This is a genomic window from Enterobacter sp. BWH64 (assembly GCF_001037645.1).
Lineage (GTDB): Bacteria > Pseudomonadota > Gammaproteobacteria > Enterobacterales > Enterobacteriaceae > Enterobacter > Enterobacter hormaechei_C.
The window spans coordinates 3,790,067-3,811,220 of the sequence record NZ_KQ089922.1; the positions used below are offsets into that span (position 1 = coordinate 3,790,067).

Genomic DNA, 21,154 nt, shown 5'->3' on the forward strand with positions numbered 1-21,154 from the left:
CATTATAACTTTACCGTTTCAGCACCTTTTGCACTATTGCCACAATGCTGATTGTGCAAAGTAACGTTAAGCCGTTTTGTACAAGGAAATCATCATGCTCCATCCGCGAGCCAGAACCATGCTGTTATTGGCTGTCCCGGCGCTGATTATTGGCGTGGCGTCGAGCCTGGTGCTCATCGTCGTCATGAAAGTGGCGGCGGTGCTGCAAACGATTTTATGGACCGCGCTTCCGGTAAAACTCGGCATCAGCATTGACTCGCCGGGCTGGATCATGATGATGCTGACCCTGACCGGGATTGCCGTAGGGCTGGTGATCCGCTATAGCCCGGGTCATGCCGGGCCGGACCCGGCACTGGAACCCTTGATTGGCGCCCCTGTCTCTCCCTCTGCTCTGCCGGGGCTTATTATCGCGCTGATTATCGGTCTTGCGGGCGGCGTAAGCCTCGGGCCTGAACATCCCATTATGGCGGTTAATATCGCGCTGGCGGTCTTTCTGGGGGCGCGTCTTTTTCCGCGCGTTGGCGCGCTGGACTGGACGATCCTGGCGTCAGCAGGCACCATCGGGGCGCTGTTTGGCACTCCGGTCGCGGCTGCGCTCATTTTTTCGCAAACCCTCAGCAGTGATCATGAAGTACCGCTGTGGGATAAACTCTTCGCGCCGCTAATGGCCGCCGCTGCGGGAGCCCTCACCACCAGCCTGTTTTTCCATCCCCATTTTTCACTCTCCATCCCCCACTACGGCCAGATGCAACTCACCGATATTTTCAGCGGTGCCGTCGTCGTCGCGATCGCCATTGCGCTGGGGATGGTCGCGGTGTGGTGTCTCCCTCGCCTGCATCGTCTGATGCACAGGCTGAAGCATCCGGTGCTGATTCTGGGCATGGGGGGTTTTATTCTGGGCGTTTTAGGCGCCATCGGCGGGACGGTTACGCTGTTTAAGGGTCTGGACGAGATGCAGCAGCTGGCCTTCAGCCAGGTCTTTAGCGTCTCCGATTATCTGCTGTTCGCGCTGGTAAAACTGGCGGCGCTGGTGGTCGCTGCGGCCTGTGGTTTCCGGGGAGGTCGTATCTTCCCGGCGGTATTTGTTGGCGTCGCGCTGGGGCTGATGCTGCATGAGCACGTTGACGCTGTCCCTGCGGCGATTACCGTCTCCTGTTCCATTCTGGGGCTGGTACTGGTGGTCACGCGCGATGCGTGGCTGAGCCTGTTTATGGCGGCCGTTGTCGTGCCGGATACCACGCTTCTGCCGCTGCTCTGTATCGTGATGTTGCCCGCCTGGCTCCTGCTGGCGGGCAAACCGATGCTGATGGGATGGCGAAACGACAGGTAATCAGGCGTTATTGCGCGCCTCCAGCGCTTTGGTCAGCGCGCTCAGCAGCGGCGGAATATCGGCTTTCGGCAGCATCACCTCGATCAGCGAAAGCCGCTCATGGTGTGCCACTTTATCCAGCACCTCCGCCAGCGCTTCCGCTTCGCTGACGCGCCAGCACTCTGCCTGAGGCGCCAGGCTCAGCGCCTGCGGGATCTGCGTCCAGTTCCAGAGGGCAATATCGTTATAGCGCTGCTCCGGCCCGTGGATGGCCCTTTCCACCGTGTATCCTTCGTTGTTAAGCACCAGAATAATCGGGCGCTGTTTGTCGCGCAGCATCGATCCCAGCTCCTGAATGGTCAACTGCGCGGCGCCGTCACCCGTCAGGACAATCACGCGTCGGTTCGGACACGCCGTTTGCGCGCCAAATGCTGCCGCCAGCGTGTAGCCAATCGATCCCCACAGCGGCTGGACGATAAAGTTCACGTCCGCCGGTAAACGCAGATCGATAGCGCCGAAAGCAGACGTTCCCTGGTCAGCCAGAATAATGTCTCCGGGGCGGATAAACGTTTGCAGGGTACGCCAGAAGCTCTCCTGAGTCAGCGCCCCTTCGATAGTCGGGAACGAAAAGCCGCTGTGATCCAATGGCGCTCGCGTATCACGAACATAGGTTTTACACAGCGCTGTCAGCGTTTCAATGGCCTCCCTCATCGGGATACCCGTAAACCAGACGTCGCCGACGCGGGACGCGTGGGGCTGAACCTCTATCGTCTGGTCTGGCGTCAGCTGGTGGGTAAACCCGGCAGTGAGCGTATCGGTAAAGCGCGTGCCAATACACAGCACCGTATCAGCCCCCTCGATGGCCTCTTTGACCGGCGCGGCGCTCGCCGATCCGCTGTAGGTGCCGTAAAAACCGCTCTGTCGTTCGTCAAAAATGCCCTTGCCCATCAGCATGGTGGCGTGTGCCATCGGCACCTCTTTCACCCACGTCTGAAGGGCCGTGCGCAGACCATGGCGGAGTACCAGGAAGTCCGCTAACAGCGCGGTGCGTTTGCTCGTGGACAAGCGCTTTTCGGCAGCCTCACGGAACGCCTGCAAGCAGGCTAAATCAGCCGGTGCGGGGTTAACAGTGAGAGCGCTTACAGGGGGCGTAGCGGCTTTTTTCGCCACATCAGCGGGCAGCATCAGGTAGCCCGGACGGCGCTCCCGCAGCATAGTGGTCAGGACTCTGTCAATTTCATAGCAGGCGTTTTGTTCGGTAAGTACCGCCTGTGCAACGGTGATGGGTTCGCTCATATGATAGAAATGGCGGAACTCGCCGTCGCCCAACGTATGGTGCAATAACTCTCCTCGCTGCTGCGCCGCCATACCCGGGGCCCCCACAATATGGAGGACGGGAACATGTTCGGCAAAGCTGCCCGCCACACCGTTCATGGCGCTTAACTCCCCAACGCCGAATGTCGTCAGGAGCGCGGCAAAGCCCTTACAGCGGGCATAACCGTCTGCGGCGTAAGACGCGTTCAGTTCATTGGCACAGCCCACCCAGCAGATGTCCGGGCTGTCTATCACGTGATCGAGAAATTGCAGGTTATAGTCGCCTGGCACACCAAACAGATGATCGGCACCACAATCTGTTAGTCGGTCCAGCAGGTAATCGGCGACGCAATAGGGGGTACGCATATTATAAGTGTCCTTCTGACGTTGACCTCACTCTGAGTATTAAATAAGCGTGAAGCGTGTCCAGAATTGGCGACAATCAGGGTCTGGAAAGAATGCTTTACGAAAAAAGCTGAGCTATGCTCATTTTCTTCAGGTTAGTGTAAACGTATACACTGATGTTTCTTTCCAGCGCCAGAGGTCTCGCCAATGGGTTATCAGCCTGACAAAAATCGTTATCAGACAATGCAATATCGCCGCTGTGGGCAAAGCGGCCTTAAGCTTCCCGCCATCTCGCTGGGGCTTTGGCATAATTTTGGCGACGCGACGTTACTCGAAAACAGCCGTCAACTTTTACAGCGTGCTTTCGATTTGGGTATTACGCATTTTGACCTTGCCAATAATTACGGCCCGCCTCCTGGTTCGGCCGAACGTAATTTCGGGCGCATTTTGCAGGAGGATTTCCTGCCCTGGCGCGATGAGCTAATCATCTCCACCAAAGCGGGCTACACCATGTGGGACGGGCCTTACGGCGACTGGGGCTCACGTAAATATCTGATCGCCAGCCTGGACCAGAGCCTCAGGCGTATGGGGCTGGAGTATGTCGATATTTTCTATCACCACCGCCCGGATCCACAAACGCCGCTACGTGAAACCATGAAAGCGCTTGACCATGTGGTGCGTCAGGGCAAGGCGCTGTACATCGGTCTGTCCAACTACCCGGCAGAAGTGGCAAGGCAGGCGATTGAAATACTGGAGGATCTGGGCACGCCATGTCTGATCCACCAGCCGAAGTACTCCATGTTTGAACGTGCGCCTGAAGAGGGGTTGCTGGACGTGTTGCAGCATAAAGGGGTGGGATGTATCCCCTTCTCCCCCCTGGCGGGCGGACAGTTGACCGATCGCTATCTGAACGGTATCCCGGCGGATTCTCGCGCAGCAAGCGGCAGTAAGTTCCTTAACCCGGAGCAGATCACCGACAAAAAGCTGGAAAAGGTACGCAAGCTGAATGCGCTGGCGGAAAACCGGGGGCAAAAGCTATCGCAAATGGCACTGGCCTGGATCCTGCGCCACGATGCGGTGACATCCGTGCTCATCGGCGCAAGCAAGACCGGACAAATTGAAGATGCAGCAGGCGTGCTTGAGAATTGTCGGTTCACGGCAGAAGAGCTGAAGACGATAGATACGATCCTGTCCAGTTCAGATTAAAAACACTTTTAGCAAAAAGTGCTCTCGTTCCTGATTTAGGAGTTGAGGCGATGAAACGAATGTTTACCAACTCGTAAAATTGCGTTAACAGGTCGCACAGCGGCCCCGATCGTGAAGGAGAAGAGTATGTTCAGGTCACTGATTCTTGCAGCGGTATTACTGGTTTCGGCCCCGCTGGTCGCCAGTGCGGGCGAAATCACCCTGTTGCCATCGATTAAATTACAAATTGGCGATCGTGATGACTACGGCAGATATTGGGACGGTGGCTACTGGCGCGACCGTGACTACTGGCATCGCCATTATGAATGGCGTCAAAACCGCTGGTGGAAACACGATAACGGCTATCACCGTGGCTGGGATAAGCGTAAGGCTTACGAACGCGGCTACCGCGAAGGCTGGAACGATCGTGACGACCGCCGTGGCGGCTGGGGTCATGGAAAAGGCAGAGGCCACGGTCACGGCCATCACCATTAACAACAAAAAGGAGCCTTCCGGCTCCTTTTTCTTTTACAGGCCTGCGGCTGTGCCTATCAGCAACCACAAGTTTAACGCCACCACCACGACCACAATGGCCCACCCGGCGCGCTTCACCCACGTCGAATTCACCAGTTCGCCCATCAGCGATTTATTACTGGTGAAGATCAGCAGTGGCACCAGCGCCAGCGCAATCCCGAAACTTAGCAGTACCTGACTCATCACCAGAATGCGGGTCGGATCCAGCCCCATCAGGATCACAACAAAGGAAGGCAGCATCGTGACCGAGCGGCGAACCCACAGCGGAATATGGAAACGTACGAACCCCTGCATCACCACCTGCCCGGCCAGTGTCCCCACAACCGTAGATGAAAGACCCGCAGCGACCAGGCTTAAACCAAAAATAGTGGCAGCGGCATGACTCAGCAACGGCTCCAGCGTCAGGTAAGCCTGGTCGAGATCGGCAACCCCGGTATGCCCGTTAAAGTGGAACGCGGCGGCGGCGGTCGCCATCATCGCCAGATTCACAAATCCGGCAATGGTCATCGCGATAGTCACATCCCATTTCGAGGCGGAGTAGCGCTCTTTACTCGTCCCGCCATGCAGATTCTGGGTTAATGAAGAGTGCAGATAAATGACGTGCGGCATAATGGTCGCCCCCAGCACCCCGGCAGCCAGAAAAACGGCTTCAGAAGTGGGTAACGACGGGATCACCATCCCTTTCGTCAGCTGCGCCAGATTCGGCTGGGAGAAAATCAGCTCAACAATATAGGCGGCAGCGACAAACAGCAGCAGGCCGCCGATGACTTTCTCCAGCGGTTTTTGTCCCCGCCGCTGGAGCATCAGAATCAGGAAAGTGGCGATACCGGTCAGCACGGCCCCCTGAAGCAGGGAGACGCCCAGGATAAGCTTGAAGCCGATCGCCGCCCCGATAAACTCGGCGAGATCGGTGGCCATGGCGATAATTTCCGCCTGAACCCAGTAAAACCAAACCGCCGGACGTGGATAATGATCGCGGATTTGCTCCGCCAGGTTTTTTCCGGTAGCAATACCCAGCTTCGCGGAGAGCATCTGAATCAGCATCGCCATCAGGTTGGCCCAGACCACAACCCACAGCAGTTTATAGCCGAAACTGGCCCCGGCCTGAATGTTGGTCGCAAAATTACCCGGATCGATGTAGCCAATCGCGGCAATGAATGCCGGTCCCATTAATGCGAACCGCAGCTTGCGTGCCGCTCTGCCGCTGCTACTCTCTACGCGACTATTCGTCATTTCTGCCTCTGGAAATATAGCCTTTGCTATGTTTTATGCTATCAAAATGAGAATGATTATCAAGTTCATTTGTAATGGTTAACATGATTTCTCTGATAGCCAGGAACGATAGACAGGCAGGTGGAGCAAGGTCACAGAATGTGAAAATGCGCAGACATTTGTGAAGCGTAGCACACAAACTTAACTTTTCACTCATTTACCTAACATAACAAAAATGTATTGTTGATCACTATTTTTGAGACTCGTCACAGGATGTAACTATAGTGTGGGCTTGATCTCGTTTTCTTTGTGCTTGTTACATAGAATGTGCACGGAAATTAAACCTGCCTCATATTTGGAGCAAATATGGACCGCGTCCTTCATTTTGTCCTGGCACTCGTTGTCGTTACTGCACTTGCATTGCTGGTCAGCACAGACCGCAAAAAAATTCGTATCCGCTATGTTGTCCAACTGCTGGTCATTGAAGTTTTACTTGCGTGGTTCTTCCTGAACTCCAACGTAGGCCTGGGCTTCGTGAAAGGCTTCTCCGAAATGTTCGAAAAACTGCTCGGATTTGCCAACGAAGGGACAAACTTCGTCTTTGGCAGCATGAACGATCAGGGTCTGGCCTTCTTCTTCCTGAAGGTGCTCTGCCCTATCGTCTTCATTTCTGCCCTGATCGGTATCCTTCAGCACATCCGCGTTCTGCCGGTGGTTATCCGTGCGATCGGCTTCCTGTTATCGAAAGTTAACGGCATGGGCAAACTGGAATCCTTTAACGCAGTCAGCTCGCTGATTCTCGGTCAGTCTGAGAACTTCATTGCGTATAAAGATATTCTCGGCAAGATGTCCCGTAACCGCATGTACACCATGGCGGCAACCGCAATGTCTACCGTTTCCATGTCTATCGTGGGCGCGTATATGACCATGCTGGAACCAAAATACGTAGTTGCGGCGCTGGTTCTGAACATGTTCAGCACCTTTATCGTGCTTTCGCTGATTAACCCGTACCGCGTGGATGCCAGCGAAGAGAACATTCAGATGTCAAACCTGCACGAGGGACAGAGCTTCTTCGAAATGCTGGGTGAATACATTCTGGCGGGTTTCAAGGTTGCAATTATCGTCGCCGCGATGCTGATTGGCTTTATCGCGCTGATCGCTGCGCTGAACGCCCTGTTTGCGGCCGTACTCGGTATCTCCTTCCAGGGCATTCTGGGCTACATCTTCTACCCGATTGCCTGGGTGATGGGCGTGCCCGCTCACGAAGCGTTGCAGGTGGGCAGTATCATGGCAACGAAACTGGTTTCCAATGAGTTCGTGGCGATGATGGATCTCCAGAAGATTGCCAGCACACTCTCCCCTCGTGCGGAAGGGATCCTGTCCGTCTTCCTGGTCTCCTTCGCGAACTTCTCTTCCATCGGTATTATCGCTGGTGCGATTAAAGGCCTGAACGAAGAGCAAGGTAACGTCGTTTCTCGCTTTGGCCTGAAGCTGGTTTACGGTTCAACACTGGTGAGCGTCCTGTCTGCCTCTATCGCAGCACTGGTTCTGTAATTCATACCGCGTAATAAAAACCGGGAGTCCTCGCTTCCGGTTTTTTTATGCCTCCAGCGCCGTCAGGGGCAGTGGTTTACCAATCAAATAGCCCTGCAAATAGTCCACGCCGAATCGCAGCAACATCTCGCGTTGTTCAGCCGATTCCACATATTCAGCCACCACACAAAGCGATTTCGTTTTGGCCATGTTGCAAATGGACTGCACGATCATCGCATCCATGCTGTCGGTGCAGATATCTTTCACGAAGCAGCCATCGATCTTAATGATATCGGCCTCCAGCCGCTTCAGGCGCTCAAAGTTGGCATAGCCGGTACCAAAGTCATCAATAGCAATCCGGAAGCCGTAATCCCGCAGCTGCTGGATATTGTTGATGCTGCTTCCCGAGTCAGAGAAAGCCTGTTCCTCGGTGATCTCAATGACGATATCTTGCGGCGCAATGGTGTAGCGTTCAAAAAGCGCGATGATCTCAGCCGCTATCTCATTTTGCATCAGCGTCAGCGGCATCAGATTAACGGAGAACCGCGTTCCGGCCCGTTCGGACGGATGGCTGCGCATCCACATCAGCAATTTTTCCACCACGTTCAGGTCAAATCGGTGGCTCAGGTTAAACTGAGCAATCAGCGGAATAAAGCGATCAGGCGTGATGATCTCACCCTCGCTTTCAAGCCTTGAGAGGATTTCAAAGTACCCTTCCCCACGCGCGTTATGGATTGGCTGGGCGTAAAGGTGAAGCCCACCGATATCAAGGGCGCGTTTTATGCGGGCCAGCATCAGCACTCTGTCCGTCGTCTGACCGGAGACATCATCCAGACTGTTGGTTAACGCCAGGACGTTGTGCCCGGCACAGGACTGCTCGGAGAGCCAGCTCAGCTGACCCAGCGTGTGATGCAGGCTTTCTCCATCCGGCACTTCACCCCAGGAGGCGCCAAACTCGATGTCGAGCTCAGTCTTGTTCCAGATAATCTTACGGCTGTTCAGATGATCAACCATATATTGCAGACGTTCAGCCGTGCCCGGACCCAGCAAGACCACTACCAGCTCACTGCCCGGCAACTGGAAGAGCTTCTCGTCTTTTTGCAATAACGGTTGCAGCGACGCGGTTATCATCTTTTTACAATGTACACGCATGAGGATGCCGTAGTGACGGCTCAGGAATTCGAGATTATCCAGGCGCAGGCAGCAGACTTTGGCCTCGGGATGGTGCTGTAAAAACACTTCCAGCGCACGAATGTTAGGCAGACCGGTGAGCGGATCGGTAAGCGCCCTCTCCTGCCACCCCTGTTTCAGCCATTCACTTTTCTGATAGATCCGCGACATGTAAAGCAGGCAGATGGCGAAAGAGATTAGCACCGACAGGATAAAGGAGAGCGAGTGGCCCGATTCAACGCCATTAAGAAAATTATAATTATAGGTCAACAGCATGAGCGCCGAGGCCGCCCAGAATAAAGAGATGAGCGCATAGCTCAGACGACCAATCCCCAGGGTGAAAAGAATGAAAACGATTGGCATCAAATAACCCGCAATAAACTGCGACTCAAAAGGCGCGCATAAAATAGCGATCATCGAGATCAACAGCATCAGCCACACAACGATAAATAACGCTTTTTTGTGACAAAAGAGGGGCTTCACGCTTCGCCGCCAGAATGTTCGGGCATAGCGAGGATTAATAATCATTCTTAACGGATAATAGAACATCATGGTGAAAATCAGGGCGGCACAAATCAGACTCTGAATATCGATAACGTTATAAATTGCAGAGCCTTCGCCGAAATATGAGGAGATTGTCACCGGGAAATCAAATAAATATCCCGCCAGATACATCGATAATTTGATGCCCACAGGCACCATAAATCCGAGCCAGAAAATACGTATGCCAATGTACTTATTAGGTATGCTGTGTCGCCAGCGCTTGCCCAGCACCAGACGGATGACGCCACAGGCGGCGAAGACGGTAAACGTCTGACAACATAATAATACGGCAGATTGTAGTGGTGCTAAATCAAGATTATAAATATTAGTAATACTAAAACTTAACAGCAAAGGAATGATTGCCCGCCGTCCAAATAACAACACGATGGCGAGCATGGCACTTAAGGGCAACCACGCCAGATAAACATCATTTTCGCTGACGATGGCCCGTGGAGAGATATAACGAGAAAAAGGAATCGCAATCAGGCTTAGCGCCAGGGCAACCATAAATATCTTTACATTATTGTAAATTTTTCTATTCATTAATCCGGATAATCTATTTTACCATCGTCTCATTGACCGCATGGATAATAGGTTTATTAATAACACGAATCAAGTTCAGGTCTATTTATAGACTTGTTTATTGATTTGGATTGAGGTGAGGTGTAGAAAACGACGTTAATTGCAACAAAAACAGTCTAAAATATTTTACAAGATATAAAAAAACCCCCGTCTTGCGACGAGGGTTTAAATTTTGGTGGAGCTAAGCGGGATCGAACCGCTGACCTCTTGCATGCCATGCAAGCGCTCTCCCAGCTGAGCTATAGCCCCACATGTTACTTTACCTACCGCACTCTGTTGGGTTCAGAGTTTGGTGGAGCTAAGCGGGATCGAACCGCTGACCTCCTGCATGCCATGCAGGCGCTCTCCCAGCTGAGCTATAGCCCCGTCGTAAAGCTGTCATGTTGACGGGCGGCATAATATGAATTCCGCCGCAGAGTGTCAACGGCAAATTCAGCCTCCGCCTTTCAATCGCCGAAAAATCATGCAAATGAATCACTTTGCGAGCCTGCTCGCAGCCAGGAGTTAAGCTTGTCACGTTTTCACGTAAAACGGTGCTATAAAATGAACCACTAATTAACCCCACAGATATTCAGGAAATTGTATGATCAAGGAACGAATGACGCCAGAAGAGTTAGCCCTGCTCACTGGTTATAGCCGACAGACCATCAATAAATGGGTACGCAAAGAGGGTTGGATTACATCGCCAAAGCCAGGCGTTCAGGGTGGCAAAGCGCGTCTGGTACACGTCAATGAAAAAGTGCGCGACTTTATTCGCAGCGCGCGCAGGGCAACAGAGACGCCGGAACTGCCAGATAAGACGTACCACGAGGGCTCGCTTCATGCCCTGCTCCTGACGCTGGCGAATGAAATGACGCCGGAAGAGCAAAAGCAGATGACATCACTGTTACTGCGGGAAGGGATTACCGGCTTGTTACAACGTTTAGGGATTCGCGACCAACGCTGATATGAAAAGATTACGCAGCAAAATGACCACGGAAGAGCTGGCGGACAGTCTGGGCGTAGCCCGACAAACCGTTAATCGCTGGATACGACAGAAGGGATGGAAAACGGAGGGTATCAACGGTGTAAAAGGCGGAAGAGCGAGGGTGATATGTATTGATGCGCACGTTAAGGAGCACATCATTAGTCTTCCCGCCATTCGTAACCGTCGGGCTGTATACCATGTGGCGGAAAGCCCTTCCCACTACGGCGTGGCAACCTCATCCTGCCTGCTTCCACAAATTATCGACTCGCTGGAAAACATGACGACTGTCGAACAGGAACGTTTGCACAAGTTGCTCGCTCGTGAAGGGTTGCAGGGTTTTCTCACGCGTCTTGGTATTGCTGAATAACAGGCATAAAAAACGGCAGGTTACCCTGCCGTTTTTTGTATTACACGAGTATTACTGCTGGCTTTCACGCTCAGCAATAAAGCCCAGCGCTTTGTTGATACGCGCAACGCTACGTGATTTGCCGATGGCATGAACGGTCACGTCCAGCGCCGGAGACTGGCCTGCCCCCGTCACCGCAACGCGCAGCGGCATACCGACTTTACCCATGCCAATTTCCAGCTCATCAGCGGTAGTCTGAATCGCGTGGTGAACATTTTCCGCAGTCCATTCGGTAATGGCTTCGAGTTTGTCACGCACCACTTCCAGCGGCTGACGCGCAACCGGACGCAGGTGTTTCTTGGCCGCGTCGGTGTCGAACGCGTCAAACTCTTCATAGAAGTAACGGCAGCTTTCAGCAATTTCTTTCAGCGTTTTGCAACGCTCGCCAAGCAGCTTCACCAGATCCGCCAGTTCAGGGCCCGTACGGGTATCGATGTTTGCCTGTTCAATGTGCCATTGCAGATAAGTCGCCACATATTCTGGCTGCATGGTATTGATGTAATGATGGTTCAGCCACAGCAGTTTATCAGTGTTGAACGCGCTGGCTGATTTGCTGACAGAGTTCAGAGAGAACAGCTCGATCATCTCTTCGCGGCTGAAGATCTCCTGGTCACCATGAGCCCAGCCCAGACGCACCAGGTAGTTCAGCAGCGCTTCCGGCAGATAGCCGTCATCACGGTACTGCATCACGCTCACCGCGCCATGACGTTTGGACAGCTTTTTACCGTCGTCACCGTTGATCATTGATACGTGCGCATACACCGGTACAGGCGCGTTCAGCGCTTTCAGAATGTTGATCTGACGCGGGGTGTTATTGATATGGTCTTCACCACGGATCACGTGAGTGATTTCCATATCCCAGTCGTCCACAACTACGCAGAAGTTATAGGTTGGCGATCCGTCAGTACGACGAATGATGAGGTCATCCAGCTCCTGGTTGCTGAATTCGATCGGGCCACGGATCTGGTCATCAAAGATAACAGAGCCATCCTGTGGGTTAGCAAAACGCACTACGCAAGGCTCATCCGCGGCATGCTCGCTGTGGTCATGGCGGCAACGACCGTCATAACGCGGTTTTTCGCCTTTTGCCATTTGCTCTTCACGCAGCGCATCCAGACGCTCCCTGGAGCAGTAGCACTTATAGGCCGTGCCTGCCACCAGCATCTCGTCAATTACGGCGTTATAGCGGTCAAAACGTTTGGTCTGGAAGTATGGGCCTTCGTCCCACGCCAGATTCAGCCAGTTCATCCCATCCATAATGGCTTCAATTGCTTCCGGCGTTGAGCGCTCCAGATCGGTGTCTTCAATACGCAGCACAAACTCACCGTTGTTGTGACGTGCGAAAAGCCAGGAGTAGAGAGCGGTACGTGCACCACCGACATGCAGATAGCCTGTCGGGCTCGGCGCGAAGCGAGTTTTGATTTTCATGAAATGGCCTTACGTTATAAAGATGCCGGTAATCGGCAAATTCCGGGAAGAAAACAATGGGCAATATTCTATCACTGTGGGCCGATTCCTCAATGTCGATCACTTTATCCGGTTCGAGATTGCTGTTTTTGTTTATAAATCATGCGCCACAGTCCGTTTTGCGATCGTTTTGACTAATTTTACGACGAACGAATAAAAACTTTAGAAAATGCGTTGACTCATTTTCAACTCTCCCTATAATGCGACTCCACACAGCGGGGGTGATTAGCTCAGTTGGTAGAGCATCTCCTTTACACGGAGGGGGTCGGCGGTTCGAGCCCGTCATCACCCACCATCTACTTCGGTAGACTCGCAGTGTAGATAAGCATTGAGATTGGGCGATTAGCTCAGTTGGTAGAGCATCTCCTTTACACGGAGGGGGTCGGCGGTTCGAGCCCGTCATCGCCCACCATTTCGGGTCGTTAGCTCAGTTGGTAGAGCAGTTGACTTTTAATCAATTGGTCGCAGGTTCGAATCCTGCACGACCCACCAATGTAAAAAAGCGCCCTAAAGGCGCTTTTTTGCTATCTGCGATATAGCACATCCCCATTGCAGCCAGACCGCTTGTTTTACTCAAGCTCACGCCTTCTTTGCCGATACCTCTATTTTATGGCGAAAAGGATCTCAATATGACAACTCTTAAGCCCGTTTCTCTGTCGGCGATGGAAATCGGCAGCGTAGATAACAGCTTCGGCGGAAACGACATTGCTTCTCAAATCACCCGTCTGACCAAACAGATAACGAAAGTCACTCAGCAGCTCAAAGAAGTGGCCATGGGTGATGCCACAGCAGAAGAGAAGCAAAAGCAGCAGGAATTACTCGAATCTCAGCTGGCTATGTTGCAGGCACAGCTGGCGCAATTGCAGCGTCAGCAGGCAGAAGAGGCGATGCCAAAACAGGAAAAAGGTCAGGCAGTCGCGGAAGGCATCAATAAGCCCTCCGCGGAGCATCAGATTAATATCTACATCTGATTATTGGTTTCGTTAAAAAGTGGATCGCGTGTGCGGGCCTCCATCAAACGTTCGGCCTGCATACGCACCACATCCCAGCAGGCATGCGCCGCGCCGGAAAGTGACCTGTTTTTACGGCGTACCAGCATCAGCTGGCGTTCGACACAGGGTACGAAACGCTTCACCGTTAAACGACTCCCCTGCGGCAGTGGCAGCGCCAGCGCCGGCAGAACGCTGATGCCAATCCCCGCTTCGACCATCGGGAAGAGCGTGGCAGGATGCCCAATCTCCTGCACAATGGTTGCCTTAACGCCCTGCGCGGCCAGAGCGGCATCTATCAGCGGACGGCTGCCTGATGCATAATCCTGTAACACCAGGTTTGCCCCCTGCAAGGCCTGCCAGGCCACGTGTGGCAGCGATGCCAGCGGATCATCATCGCGGCAGAGCAATAAAAAGGGCTCCGAGAGCACCACTTCACATTCCAGGTCGCTTACCGCTCCGGGATCAATAACGATGCCAAAATCCACATCCCCCTGACGGATACTCTCCAGTACCCACTGCTGCGGCCTGTCGTGCAAAACAAAATCGATATCCGGATAGCGGTGATTACTTTCAGCGATACACTGGGGAATAAGATGCGCTGAAATCGTCTGGCTCGCCGCCACTCTCACGGTACCGGAAAGCTGTTGTCCGAGCCGGCCAACATCCCTGAGCGTACTGTTCAGTTCATCCAGCAGCCTTTCCAGTCGCATTGCCAGCTGCTGTCCCGCTTCGGTGAGTACCACTTCTCGCGTCGTACGGTCGAGCAGCTTCACTCCCGTTTGCGTTTCAAGCTCCTTAACGCTATGGCTCACCGCCGACTGGCTGAGGCCAATGATCTCCCCTGCCCGGCTAAAGCTGCGGGCCTGCGCGACGGTGACGAAAACGCGAAGCTGACGTAACGAATAATTCATCTGTTTAATTCATGAATGGATGCAATAAATCAATTTTATTTCTCAAAGGGAAGAAAGCACAATAGCGGCATCTATTTTCAGGAGTGATTATGAAACTTTTTCGTATCCTTGATCCGTTTACGCTGACCCTGATTAGTGTCGTCTTGCTGGCCTCGTTCTTCCCGGCGCGGGGCAGTTTCGTTCCGGTTATTGAAGGACTGACCACGGCAGCCATTGCCCTGCTGTTCTTTATGCATGGCGCCAAACTCTCCCGGGAAGCCATTATTGCAGGCGGTAGCCACTGGCGACTGCACCTGTGGGTAATGTGCAGCACCTTTATCCTCTTCCCGGTTTTGGGCGTGCTGTTCGCCTGGTGGGCGCCGGTGAATGTCGATCCGGCGCTGTATACCGGTTTCCTTTATCTGTGCATTTTGCCGGCCACCGTGCAGTCCGCTATTGCCTTTACCTCGCTGGCGGGCGGTAACGTCGCGGCGGCGGTTTGTTCTGCTTCCGCTTCCAGCCTGCTGGGGATCTTTGTTTCACCGCTACTGGTCGGTCTGCTGATGAACATGCACGGGGCGGAAGGCAATCTGGAGCAGGTGGGTAAAATTTGTCTGCAACTGCTGCTGCCGTTTGTGCTCGGACACTTATCCCGTCCCTGGATTGGGGCGTTTGTGGCAAAACATAAAAAATGGATCGGGAAAACGGACCAAAGCTCAATTCTGCTGGTGGTTTACACGGCCTTCAGCGAAGCCGTGGTGAACGGCATCTGGCACAGGGTGGGCGCTGGATCGCTGCTGTTTATTGTGGTGGTAAGCATCGTTTTGCTGGCCATTGTCATCGCGGTTAACGTCTTTGTGGCCCGCAAATGCGGCTTCAATAAGGCCGATGAAATCACCATTGTATTTTGCGGATCGAAAAAGAGCCTGGCCAACGGGATCCCGATGGCCAATATTCTGTTCCCGACGTCCGTCATTGGGATGATGGTGTTGCCGCTGATGATTTTCCATCAGATCCAGCTGATGGTGTGTGCGGTACTGGCGCGGCGTTACAAGGCGCAGACTGAAAAGCTGGCGCAGGATGAGACCCGCGCCGCGAAAGTTTAAGGACGTTTCAGGGGCTGAACCAGCTGGGTCAACCCCTCTGTTTTGATCAGTAACGTGATAGCCATCAGCTCGCCCAGACGCCCGGCGGGGAACTCATCCTTACGGGCAAACCACAGCAGATACTCTTCCGGTAGATCAATCAGCCTGCGACCCTTATATTTACCGAACGGCATCTCCGTATTGGCGATCTCAACGAGCTGCTCTTTTTCCACGTCACTCTCCTAACAGGCGCATCATTTCCGCTTCGTCGATTACCTCGATGCCAAGCTCCTGCGCTTTTGCCAGCTTCGAACCGGCCGCTTCCCCGGCAATCACCAGGTCGGTTTTCTTCGATACGCTGCCCGCCACTTTTGCCCCCAACGCCACCAGGCGCGCTTTCGCGTCATCGCGCGAGAGCTGGCTCAGGCTGCCGGTCAGCACCACCGTTTTACCGGCAAACGGGCTGTCGATCTCTTCGGCATTAACCACTACCGGTGCAGGCCAGTGAATGCCCTGTTCCAGTAATTTACCGATCACTTCACGGTTGCTCTCTTCGGCGAAGAAGTTGAAAACGTGGGTAGCGACCACAATGCCGACATCAGGGACTTTCTGTAGCTCGTCGATGGTGGCTTTCTCCAGCGCGTCCAGCGTGCCGAAATACGCCGCCAGCCCTGCCGCCGTCGCCTCTCCGACTTCACGAATGCCAAGCGCGTAAAGGAAACGGGCAAAGGTGGTGTTTTTGGCCGCCTCGAGCGCGTTAACGATGTTCTGGGCAGATTTCGGCCCCATACGATCAAGACCGGTCAGCTTACCTGCCGTCAGGGTAAAGAGGTCCGCTGGCGTATGGACGTACTCTTTCTCAACTAACTGGTCGATAATCTTGTCACCCATTCCGTCGACGTCCATCGCCCGGCGGGAGACAAAGTGCTTCAGGGACTCTTTACGCTGCGCGCCGCAGATTAACCCGCCCGTACAGCGCGTTACCGCTTCACCTTCCACGCGCTCAACGTCCGAACCACATACCGGACAGTGGGCTGGAAACTCGATGGCACGGGTATCGGCAGGACGTTCAGACTCAACAACGTTAACCACCTGTGGGATCACGTCGCCCGCGCGGCGAATCACCACTTTGTCACCAATGCGCAGGCCCAGGCGGGCAATTTCATCGGCGTTATGCAGCGTGGCGTTACTTACCAGCACGCCAGCCACCTGCACAGGCTCCAGACGCGCCACAGGCGTAATCGCCCCCGTACGCCCTACCTGAAACTCCACGTCGCGAACGAAGGTCATCTGCTCCTGCGCCGGGAACTTAAAGGCTACCGCCCAGCGCGGCGCACGGGCCACAAATCCTAACTGTTCCTGCAACGCCAGCGAGTTAACCTTGATCACCACGCCATCAATATCAAACCCGAGCGTGGGACGATCCTCTTCAACCTTGTGATAGAACGCCAGCACCGCCTCCGGAGAGTCGCAGAGCTGCACGCGGTTGCTAACCGGTAACCCCCACTCTTTGAACTGCATTAAACGACCCAAGTGAGTATCTGGCAGGTCACCGCCTTCCAGGATCCCGACGCCGTAGCAGAAGAAAGTAAGCGGTCGCTTCGCGGTGATTCGTGGATCGAGCTGACGCAGCGAACCTGCCGCCGCGTTACGCGGGTTTGCAAACACTTTCCCACCGGTACGACGCGCTTCTTCGTTGATCTTCTCGAAGCCCGCCTGCGGAAGGAACACTTCCCCGCGCACTTCCAGCCGGGCGGGAATGTTATCGCCACGCAGTTTCAGCGGGATCGCACGAATAGTGCGCACATTAGTGGTGATGTCTTCCCCGGTAGTGCCGTCGCCGCGCGTTGCGGCACGCACCATCACGCCGTTCTCATAAAGAATGCTAACGGCCAGACCATCCAGCTTTAGCTCGCAGCACCAGCTCAGATTGTCGATGCTCTTCAGGCGATCCTGCACACGCTTGTTGAAAGCCAGAAAACTCTCTTCATCAAACACGTTATCCAGCGACAGCATCGGCACTTCATGTCGCACCTGGCTGAAAGCGCCCAGCGGTTCCGCGCCAACGCGCTGCGTTGGGGAATCGGGCGTAATCAGTTCGGGGTGCTGCGCTTCCAGCTCGCGCAGTTCACGCATCAGGCGGTCATATTCCGCATCCGGCACTTCCGGTGCGTCCATAACATGATAGAGATATTCATGATGGCGAAGCGTGGTTCGCAGTTCAGTAAGTTGTTGTTCGATTGAGTCCATATCGCACCATCAATGAGAAAAACCCCCGACAGGCGGGGGTTGAGGAGGAGGTGAAGTTAACGCGACGATTACGCGTTCGCTTCCTTAACTTCGCGGATGCGGTCCTGATACTCGCGCAGTTTCTGCGGCGTCATCATTCGACGCTGATCGTCGAGCACCACACCGCCCACTTCGTCGGCGATGTGCTGAGCGGACTGTAGCATCAGCTTAAAGTTTTGCAGCTCGTCACCGTAGGACGGCACCTGCATAAAGATCGTAACCCCCGGCGTGACGAAATCACCGGTCATTTCCGGGTCAAACGTGCCTGGATTGACCATATTGGCCAGGCTAAACAGCGCCGGACCGCTACCGTCAGGACTCAGGTGGCGATGGAAAATATTCATGTCGCCGAACTTGAAGCCTGCCTGTTGGATGCTGTTAAGCAGCACGTCACCGTTCAGATGGGTGCCATGATGAGCAGCCACGTTCATGATGATCACTGCTTCTTTACGCTGCGGCTTTTCAACAACCGGTTCTGGCTCTGCGACCGGCTCTGGCTCAACGCGCGGAGCGGGCTGTGGCGCAGGCGGTTCAGGCTGCGGCTGCGGTTGTTGTACCGGCTGCGGCTGCTGAACAGGCTGTGGCTGATGCACTGGCTGTGCAGGCTGTTGCACAGGTTGCGGCTGTACAGGCTGTGGCGCAACGGGCTGCTGTTGCACAGGCTGCTGCGGCGGATGACGAACAGGTTCTTCCACTGGCGGCGGCGCTGGCTGGCGCGGCTGGGCAGAAGCATACGGTGGTTGATACTGGTGCTGCGGAGCGCGGGGGGCTTCATGCTCTCCATGCGCTGCGCCGGGCGCAGTATTGACCCGATGAACACGAACTTCACCCACGCCGTCGTCGTCAGGACCGTCGATGTCGTCTTCAACGTCATCGTCGTCACGACTGGACTTCATGCGCTTCAGTGGACGATCGCGAAACATAGAGGAACGCTCTTTACGGCTGGTCCAGAAACCATGTACCAGTAAAGCGATTATGGCGATCGCGCCAACAATGATTAATATCAGACGCAAATCCTGCATCATTATATTCTCTGTTGTTCTAACACCTTGCCACCACGGCAAACATTTACTCACTAAGAGTATTTGCCGTTTACGTCAAGTGCAAGTGTATGCAGAGCATTCACAGCATAAAGATGAACTAAATCGTGCTTTTTGCTGGTTTTTCGAACATTTCCGAACTGGTCATTGGCCCGTAACTGGATAATATAGGCGGGCAATTCCACTGGTTGTGTAAAAAGGAGTACAGCCTGGTATGGTTTCAACATCTTCTTCTGCCCCACGCAGCGGGGTCTGGTACTTTTCTCAGGGCTGGAAACTGGTCTCCCTGCCGGGCATTCGACGCTTCGTTATTTTGCCGTTACTGATCAACATTATTCTGATGGGCGGGGCCTTCTGGTGGCTGTTCACCAGACTGGAAAGCTGGATCCCTTCCCTGATGAGCTATGTGCCGGACTGGTTACAGTGGCTAGACTACCTGCTCTGGCCGATTGCGGTTATCTCCGTGCTGCTGGTTTTCGGCTATTTCTTTTCGACGATAGCAAACTGGATAGCCGCGCCGTTCAACGGTCTGCTTGCCGAACAGCTGGAAGCGCGCCTTACCGGTGCGACGCCACCTGACACGGGCGTACTGGGGATCGTGAAAGATCTCCCCCGCATCATGAAGCGTGAATGGCAGAAGTTCGCCTGGTACCTGCCGCGGGCGATTGTGCTGCTTATTCTTTATTTTGTACCCGGGATTGGCCAGACGGTCGCGCCCGTGCTGTGGTTCCTGTTCAGCGCCTGGATGCTCGCTATCCAGTACTGTGATTATCCGTTCGATAACCACAAAGTGCCGTTTAAAGAGATGCGCACTGCCCTGCGCACTCAGAAGGTTGCCAACATGCAGTTTGGCGCGCTGACCAGCCTGTTCACCATGATCCCTTTCCTGAATTTGTTCATCATGCCCGTCGCCGTTTGCGGCGCGACGGCGATGTGGGTGGACTGCTACCGTGCTAAGCACGCGTTATGGAAGTAATGCAAAAATGTGTAAAAGAGGGGTGGCTTATGCCGCCCCTTATTCCATACTGATCCCCATTATTTCCTTGCAGCATATAGATATGCGATTTCCTTACTTCCCCATACCTGTTCAACAGGTATGCTGGGTCGGTATCCCAATTTCATACAGTTAAGGACAGGCCATGAGTAAGATTTATGAAGACAACTCGCTGACTATCGGTCATACGCCCCTGGTTCGACTGAACCGTATCGGTAATGGACGCATTCTGGCGAAGGTCGAATCTCGTAACCCAAGCTTCAGCGTTAAATGCCGTATCGGTGCGAATATGATTTGGGATGCTGAAAAGCGTGGCGTGCTGAAACCTGGCGTTGAGCTGGTTGAACCCACCAGCGGCAATACCGGTATCGCTCTGGCCTATGTTGCGGCGGCGCGTGGCTACAAGCTGACGCTGACTATGCCTGAAACCATGAGCATTGAGCGTCGTAAGCTGCTGAAAGCGCTGGGTGCGAACCTGGTCCTGACCGAAGGCGCAAAAGGCATGAAGGGCGCGATTCAGAAGGCCGAAGAAATTGTTGCCAGCGATCCGGCAAAGTATCTGCTGCTCCAGCAGTTCAGCAACCCGGCCAACCCGGAAATTCATGAGAAAACCACCGGCCCGGAAATCTGGGAAGATACCGACGGTCAGGTTGATGTGTTTATCTCCGGCGTAGGCACCGGCGGTACGCTGACCGGTGTGTCTCGCTATATTAAAGGCACGAAAGGTAAAAAAGATCTGATTACCGTTGCCGTTGAGCCAACCGACTCACCGGTGATCGCTCAGGCGCTGGCAGGCGAAGAGATCAAACCTGGCCCACACAAAATCCAGGGTATCGGCGCTGGCTTTATTCCAGGCAACCTGGATCTGAAGCTGATCGATAAAGTCGTCGCCATTACCAATGAAGAAGCCATCTCCACGGCGCGTCGCCTGATGGACGAGGAAGGCATTCTGGCGGGTATCTCTTCCGGTGCGGCGGTTGCGGCAGCCCTCAAACTGCTGGAAGATGAAACCTTTACCAATAAGAACATTGTGGTTATCCTACCGTCTTCGGGTGAGCGTTACTTAAGCACAGCACTGTTTGCCGATCTCTTCACAGAGAAAGAACTGCAACAGTGATGCCAGAATGTTAAAAACGCGTAAAAAAGCACCTTTTCAGGTGCTTTTTTGTGGCCTGCTTCAAAGTTTTACCCCTCCTGGCATTGCTTCACCCCGTTGGGTCTGGTATTTAAACCAGCAATTATTTTGATGCGCGAAATTAATCGGTGAACGAAATAGCGCTGCTGAATCGATTTTATG

The 21,154-nt window shown here is 53.9% G+C and carries 18 protein-coding genes and 5 tRNA genes; 13 read left to right on the forward strand and 10 right to left on the reverse strand.

The annotated features are described in order from the left end of the window. The first annotated feature begins 94 nt into the window (after window positions 1-94). Window positions 95-1,330 carry an ion channel protein gene (locus tag SK50_RS18030; RefSeq protein ID WP_045141727.1) on the forward strand — a complete coding sequence of 412 codons (1,236 nt, stop codon included), beginning with the start codon at window positions 95-97 and terminating at the stop codon, window positions 1,328-1,330. Here SK50_RS18030 and ipdC read toward each other — a convergent pair whose 3' ends face one another. Beyond that, the gene (ipdC, locus tag SK50_RS18035) at window positions 1,331-2,989 is read right to left on the reverse strand and encodes an indolepyruvate decarboxylase (protein ID WP_023295103.1); all 1,659 of its coding nucleotides are present in this window, start codon (window positions 2,987-2,989) and stop codon (window positions 1,331-1,333) included. A 186-nt stretch (window positions 2,990-3,175) separates the two neighbouring features. On the opposite strand from ipdC, the gene mgrA reads away from it, so the two are divergent. Both mgrA and SK50_RS18045 read left to right on the forward strand, forming a co-directional pair. Further along, on the forward strand, window positions 3,176-4,174 hold the full coding sequence (gene mgrA, locus SK50_RS18040) for an L-glyceraldehyde 3-phosphate reductase (protein WP_017692976.1): 999 nt from the start codon (window positions 3,176-3,178) through the stop codon (window positions 4,172-4,174). Window positions 4,175-4,300: 126 nt separating this feature from the next. Continuing rightward, window positions 4,301-4,648 (forward strand): DUF2502 domain-containing protein, encoded by a 348-nt coding sequence (locus SK50_RS18045; protein WP_033487398.1) that lies wholly within the window; start codon window positions 4,301-4,303, stop codon window positions 4,646-4,648. 33 nt (window positions 4,649-4,681) lie between these two features. On the opposite strand, the gene SK50_RS18050 is transcribed toward SK50_RS18045, so the two are convergent. Beyond that, window positions 4,682-5,920, reverse strand: a complete 1,239-nt coding sequence (locus tag SK50_RS18050) for an Nramp family divalent metal transporter (protein ID WP_023295104.1) — start codon at window positions 5,918-5,920, stop codon at window positions 4,682-4,684. A 345-nt stretch (window positions 5,921-6,265) separates the two neighbouring features. On the opposite strand from SK50_RS18050, the gene nupC reads away from it, so the two are divergent. Continuing rightward, window positions 6,266-7,453, forward strand: coding sequence for a nucleoside permease NupC (gene nupC, locus SK50_RS18055; protein ID WP_006811440.1), 1,188 nt, complete (start codon window positions 6,266-6,268; stop codon window positions 7,451-7,453). Window positions 7,454-7,498: 45 nt separating this feature from the next. Here the strand turns inward: nupC and SK50_RS18060 are convergent, their stop codons facing one another. From SK50_RS18060 to SK50_RS18070, 3 genes are all read right to left on the reverse strand, one after another. Beyond that, complete coding sequence (locus SK50_RS18060; protein WP_017692974.1) at window positions 7,499-9,688, reverse strand: sensor domain-containing phosphodiesterase; 2,190 nt, start codon at window positions 9,686-9,688, stop codon at window positions 7,499-7,501. A 212-nt stretch (window positions 9,689-9,900) separates the two neighbouring features. Further along, window positions 9,901-9,976: transfer RNA gene (locus tag SK50_RS18065), tRNA-Ala, on the reverse strand. A gap of 41 nt (window positions 9,977-10,017) precedes the next feature. After that, window positions 10,018-10,093: transfer RNA gene (locus SK50_RS18070), tRNA-Ala, on the reverse strand. A 217-nt stretch (window positions 10,094-10,310) separates the two neighbouring features. Between SK50_RS18070 and SK50_RS18075 the strand changes: the two genes are divergently transcribed. Further along, a complete protein-coding gene (locus SK50_RS18075; RefSeq protein WP_017383468.1) occupies window positions 10,311-10,673 on the forward strand; it encodes a YfeC-like transcriptional regulator in 363 nt (120 codons plus the stop codon). Window position 10,674: 1 nt separating this feature from the next. After that, window positions 10,675-11,061 (forward strand): YfeC-like transcriptional regulator, encoded by a 387-nt coding sequence (locus tag SK50_RS18080; protein ID WP_032667710.1) that lies wholly within the window; start codon window positions 10,675-10,677, stop codon window positions 11,059-11,061. Between the two features lie 51 nt (window positions 11,062-11,112). On the opposite strand, the gene gltX is transcribed toward SK50_RS18080, so the two are convergent. Continuing rightward, complete coding sequence (gene gltX, locus SK50_RS18085) at window positions 11,113-12,528, reverse strand: glutamate--tRNA ligase (protein ID WP_017692972.1); 1,416 nt, start codon at window positions 12,526-12,528, stop codon at window positions 11,113-11,115. A gap of 258 nt (window positions 12,529-12,786) precedes the next feature. Here gltX and SK50_RS18095 point away from each other — a divergent pair. The 4 genes from SK50_RS18095 to SK50_RS18110 all read left to right on the forward strand — a co-directional run bounded on the left by SK50_RS18095 (window position 12,787) and on the right by SK50_RS18110 (window position 13,538). Continuing rightward, window positions 12,787-12,862, forward strand: a tRNA-Val gene (locus SK50_RS18095). 41 nt (window positions 12,863-12,903) lie between these two features. Further along, a tRNA-Val gene (locus tag SK50_RS18100) sits at window positions 12,904-12,979 on the forward strand. 4 nt (window positions 12,980-12,983) lie between these two features. Further along, window positions 12,984-13,059: transfer RNA gene (locus SK50_RS18105), tRNA-Lys, on the forward strand. A gap of 137 nt (window positions 13,060-13,196) precedes the next feature. Further along, entirely contained in the window at window positions 13,197-13,538 is a 342-nt protein-coding gene (locus SK50_RS18110) for a FlxA-like family protein (protein WP_045344328.1), read from the forward strand. Here the strand turns inward: SK50_RS18110 and SK50_RS18115 are convergent. After that, window positions 13,529-14,470, reverse strand: a complete 942-nt coding sequence (locus tag SK50_RS18115) for a LysR family transcriptional regulator (protein ID WP_017692971.1) — start codon at window positions 14,468-14,470, stop codon at window positions 13,529-13,531. The two genes, SK50_RS18110 and SK50_RS18115, sit on opposite strands and share 10 nt — an antisense overlap. A gap of 89 nt (window positions 14,471-14,559) precedes the next feature. Between SK50_RS18115 and SK50_RS18120 the strand changes: the two genes are divergently transcribed. Then, window positions 14,560-15,555 carry a bile acid:sodium symporter family protein gene (locus SK50_RS18120; RefSeq protein WP_045344326.1) on the forward strand — a complete coding sequence of 332 codons (996 nt, stop codon included), beginning with the start codon at window positions 14,560-14,562 and terminating at the stop codon, window positions 15,553-15,555. Here SK50_RS18120 and SK50_RS18125 read toward each other — a convergent pair. The 3 genes from SK50_RS18125 to zipA form a co-directional block, all read right to left on the reverse strand. Next, window positions 15,552-15,767, reverse strand: a complete 216-nt coding sequence (locus tag SK50_RS18125; RefSeq protein ID WP_003861328.1) for a DUF3820 family protein — start codon at window positions 15,765-15,767, stop codon at window positions 15,552-15,554. The two genes, SK50_RS18120 and SK50_RS18125, sit on opposite strands and share 4 nt — an antisense overlap. Window position 15,768: 1 nt before the next feature. Next, entirely contained in the window at window positions 15,769-17,784 is a 2,016-nt protein-coding gene (gene ligA, locus SK50_RS18130) for an NAD-dependent DNA ligase LigA (RefSeq protein WP_017383473.1), read from the reverse strand. Window positions 17,785-17,852: 68 nt separating this feature from the next. Continuing rightward, window positions 17,853-18,848, reverse strand: a complete 996-nt coding sequence (zipA, locus tag SK50_RS18135) for a cell division protein ZipA (RefSeq protein ID WP_015572226.1) — start codon at window positions 18,846-18,848, stop codon at window positions 17,853-17,855. A gap of 229 nt (window positions 18,849-19,077) precedes the next feature. Here zipA and cysZ point away from each other — a divergent pair, with 229 nt between their 5' ends. After that, window positions 19,078-19,839 carry a sulfate transporter CysZ gene (gene cysZ / locus SK50_RS18140; RefSeq protein WP_006811452.1) on the forward strand — a complete coding sequence of 254 codons (762 nt, stop codon included), beginning with the start codon at window positions 19,078-19,080 and terminating at the stop codon, window positions 19,837-19,839. Between the two features lie 163 nt (window positions 19,840-20,002). Continuing rightward, window positions 20,003-20,974 carry a cysteine synthase A gene (gene cysK, locus SK50_RS18145; protein WP_006811453.1) on the forward strand — a complete coding sequence of 324 codons (972 nt, stop codon included), beginning with the start codon at window positions 20,003-20,005 and terminating at the stop codon, window positions 20,972-20,974. Window positions 20,975-21,154: the final 180 nt, after the last annotated feature.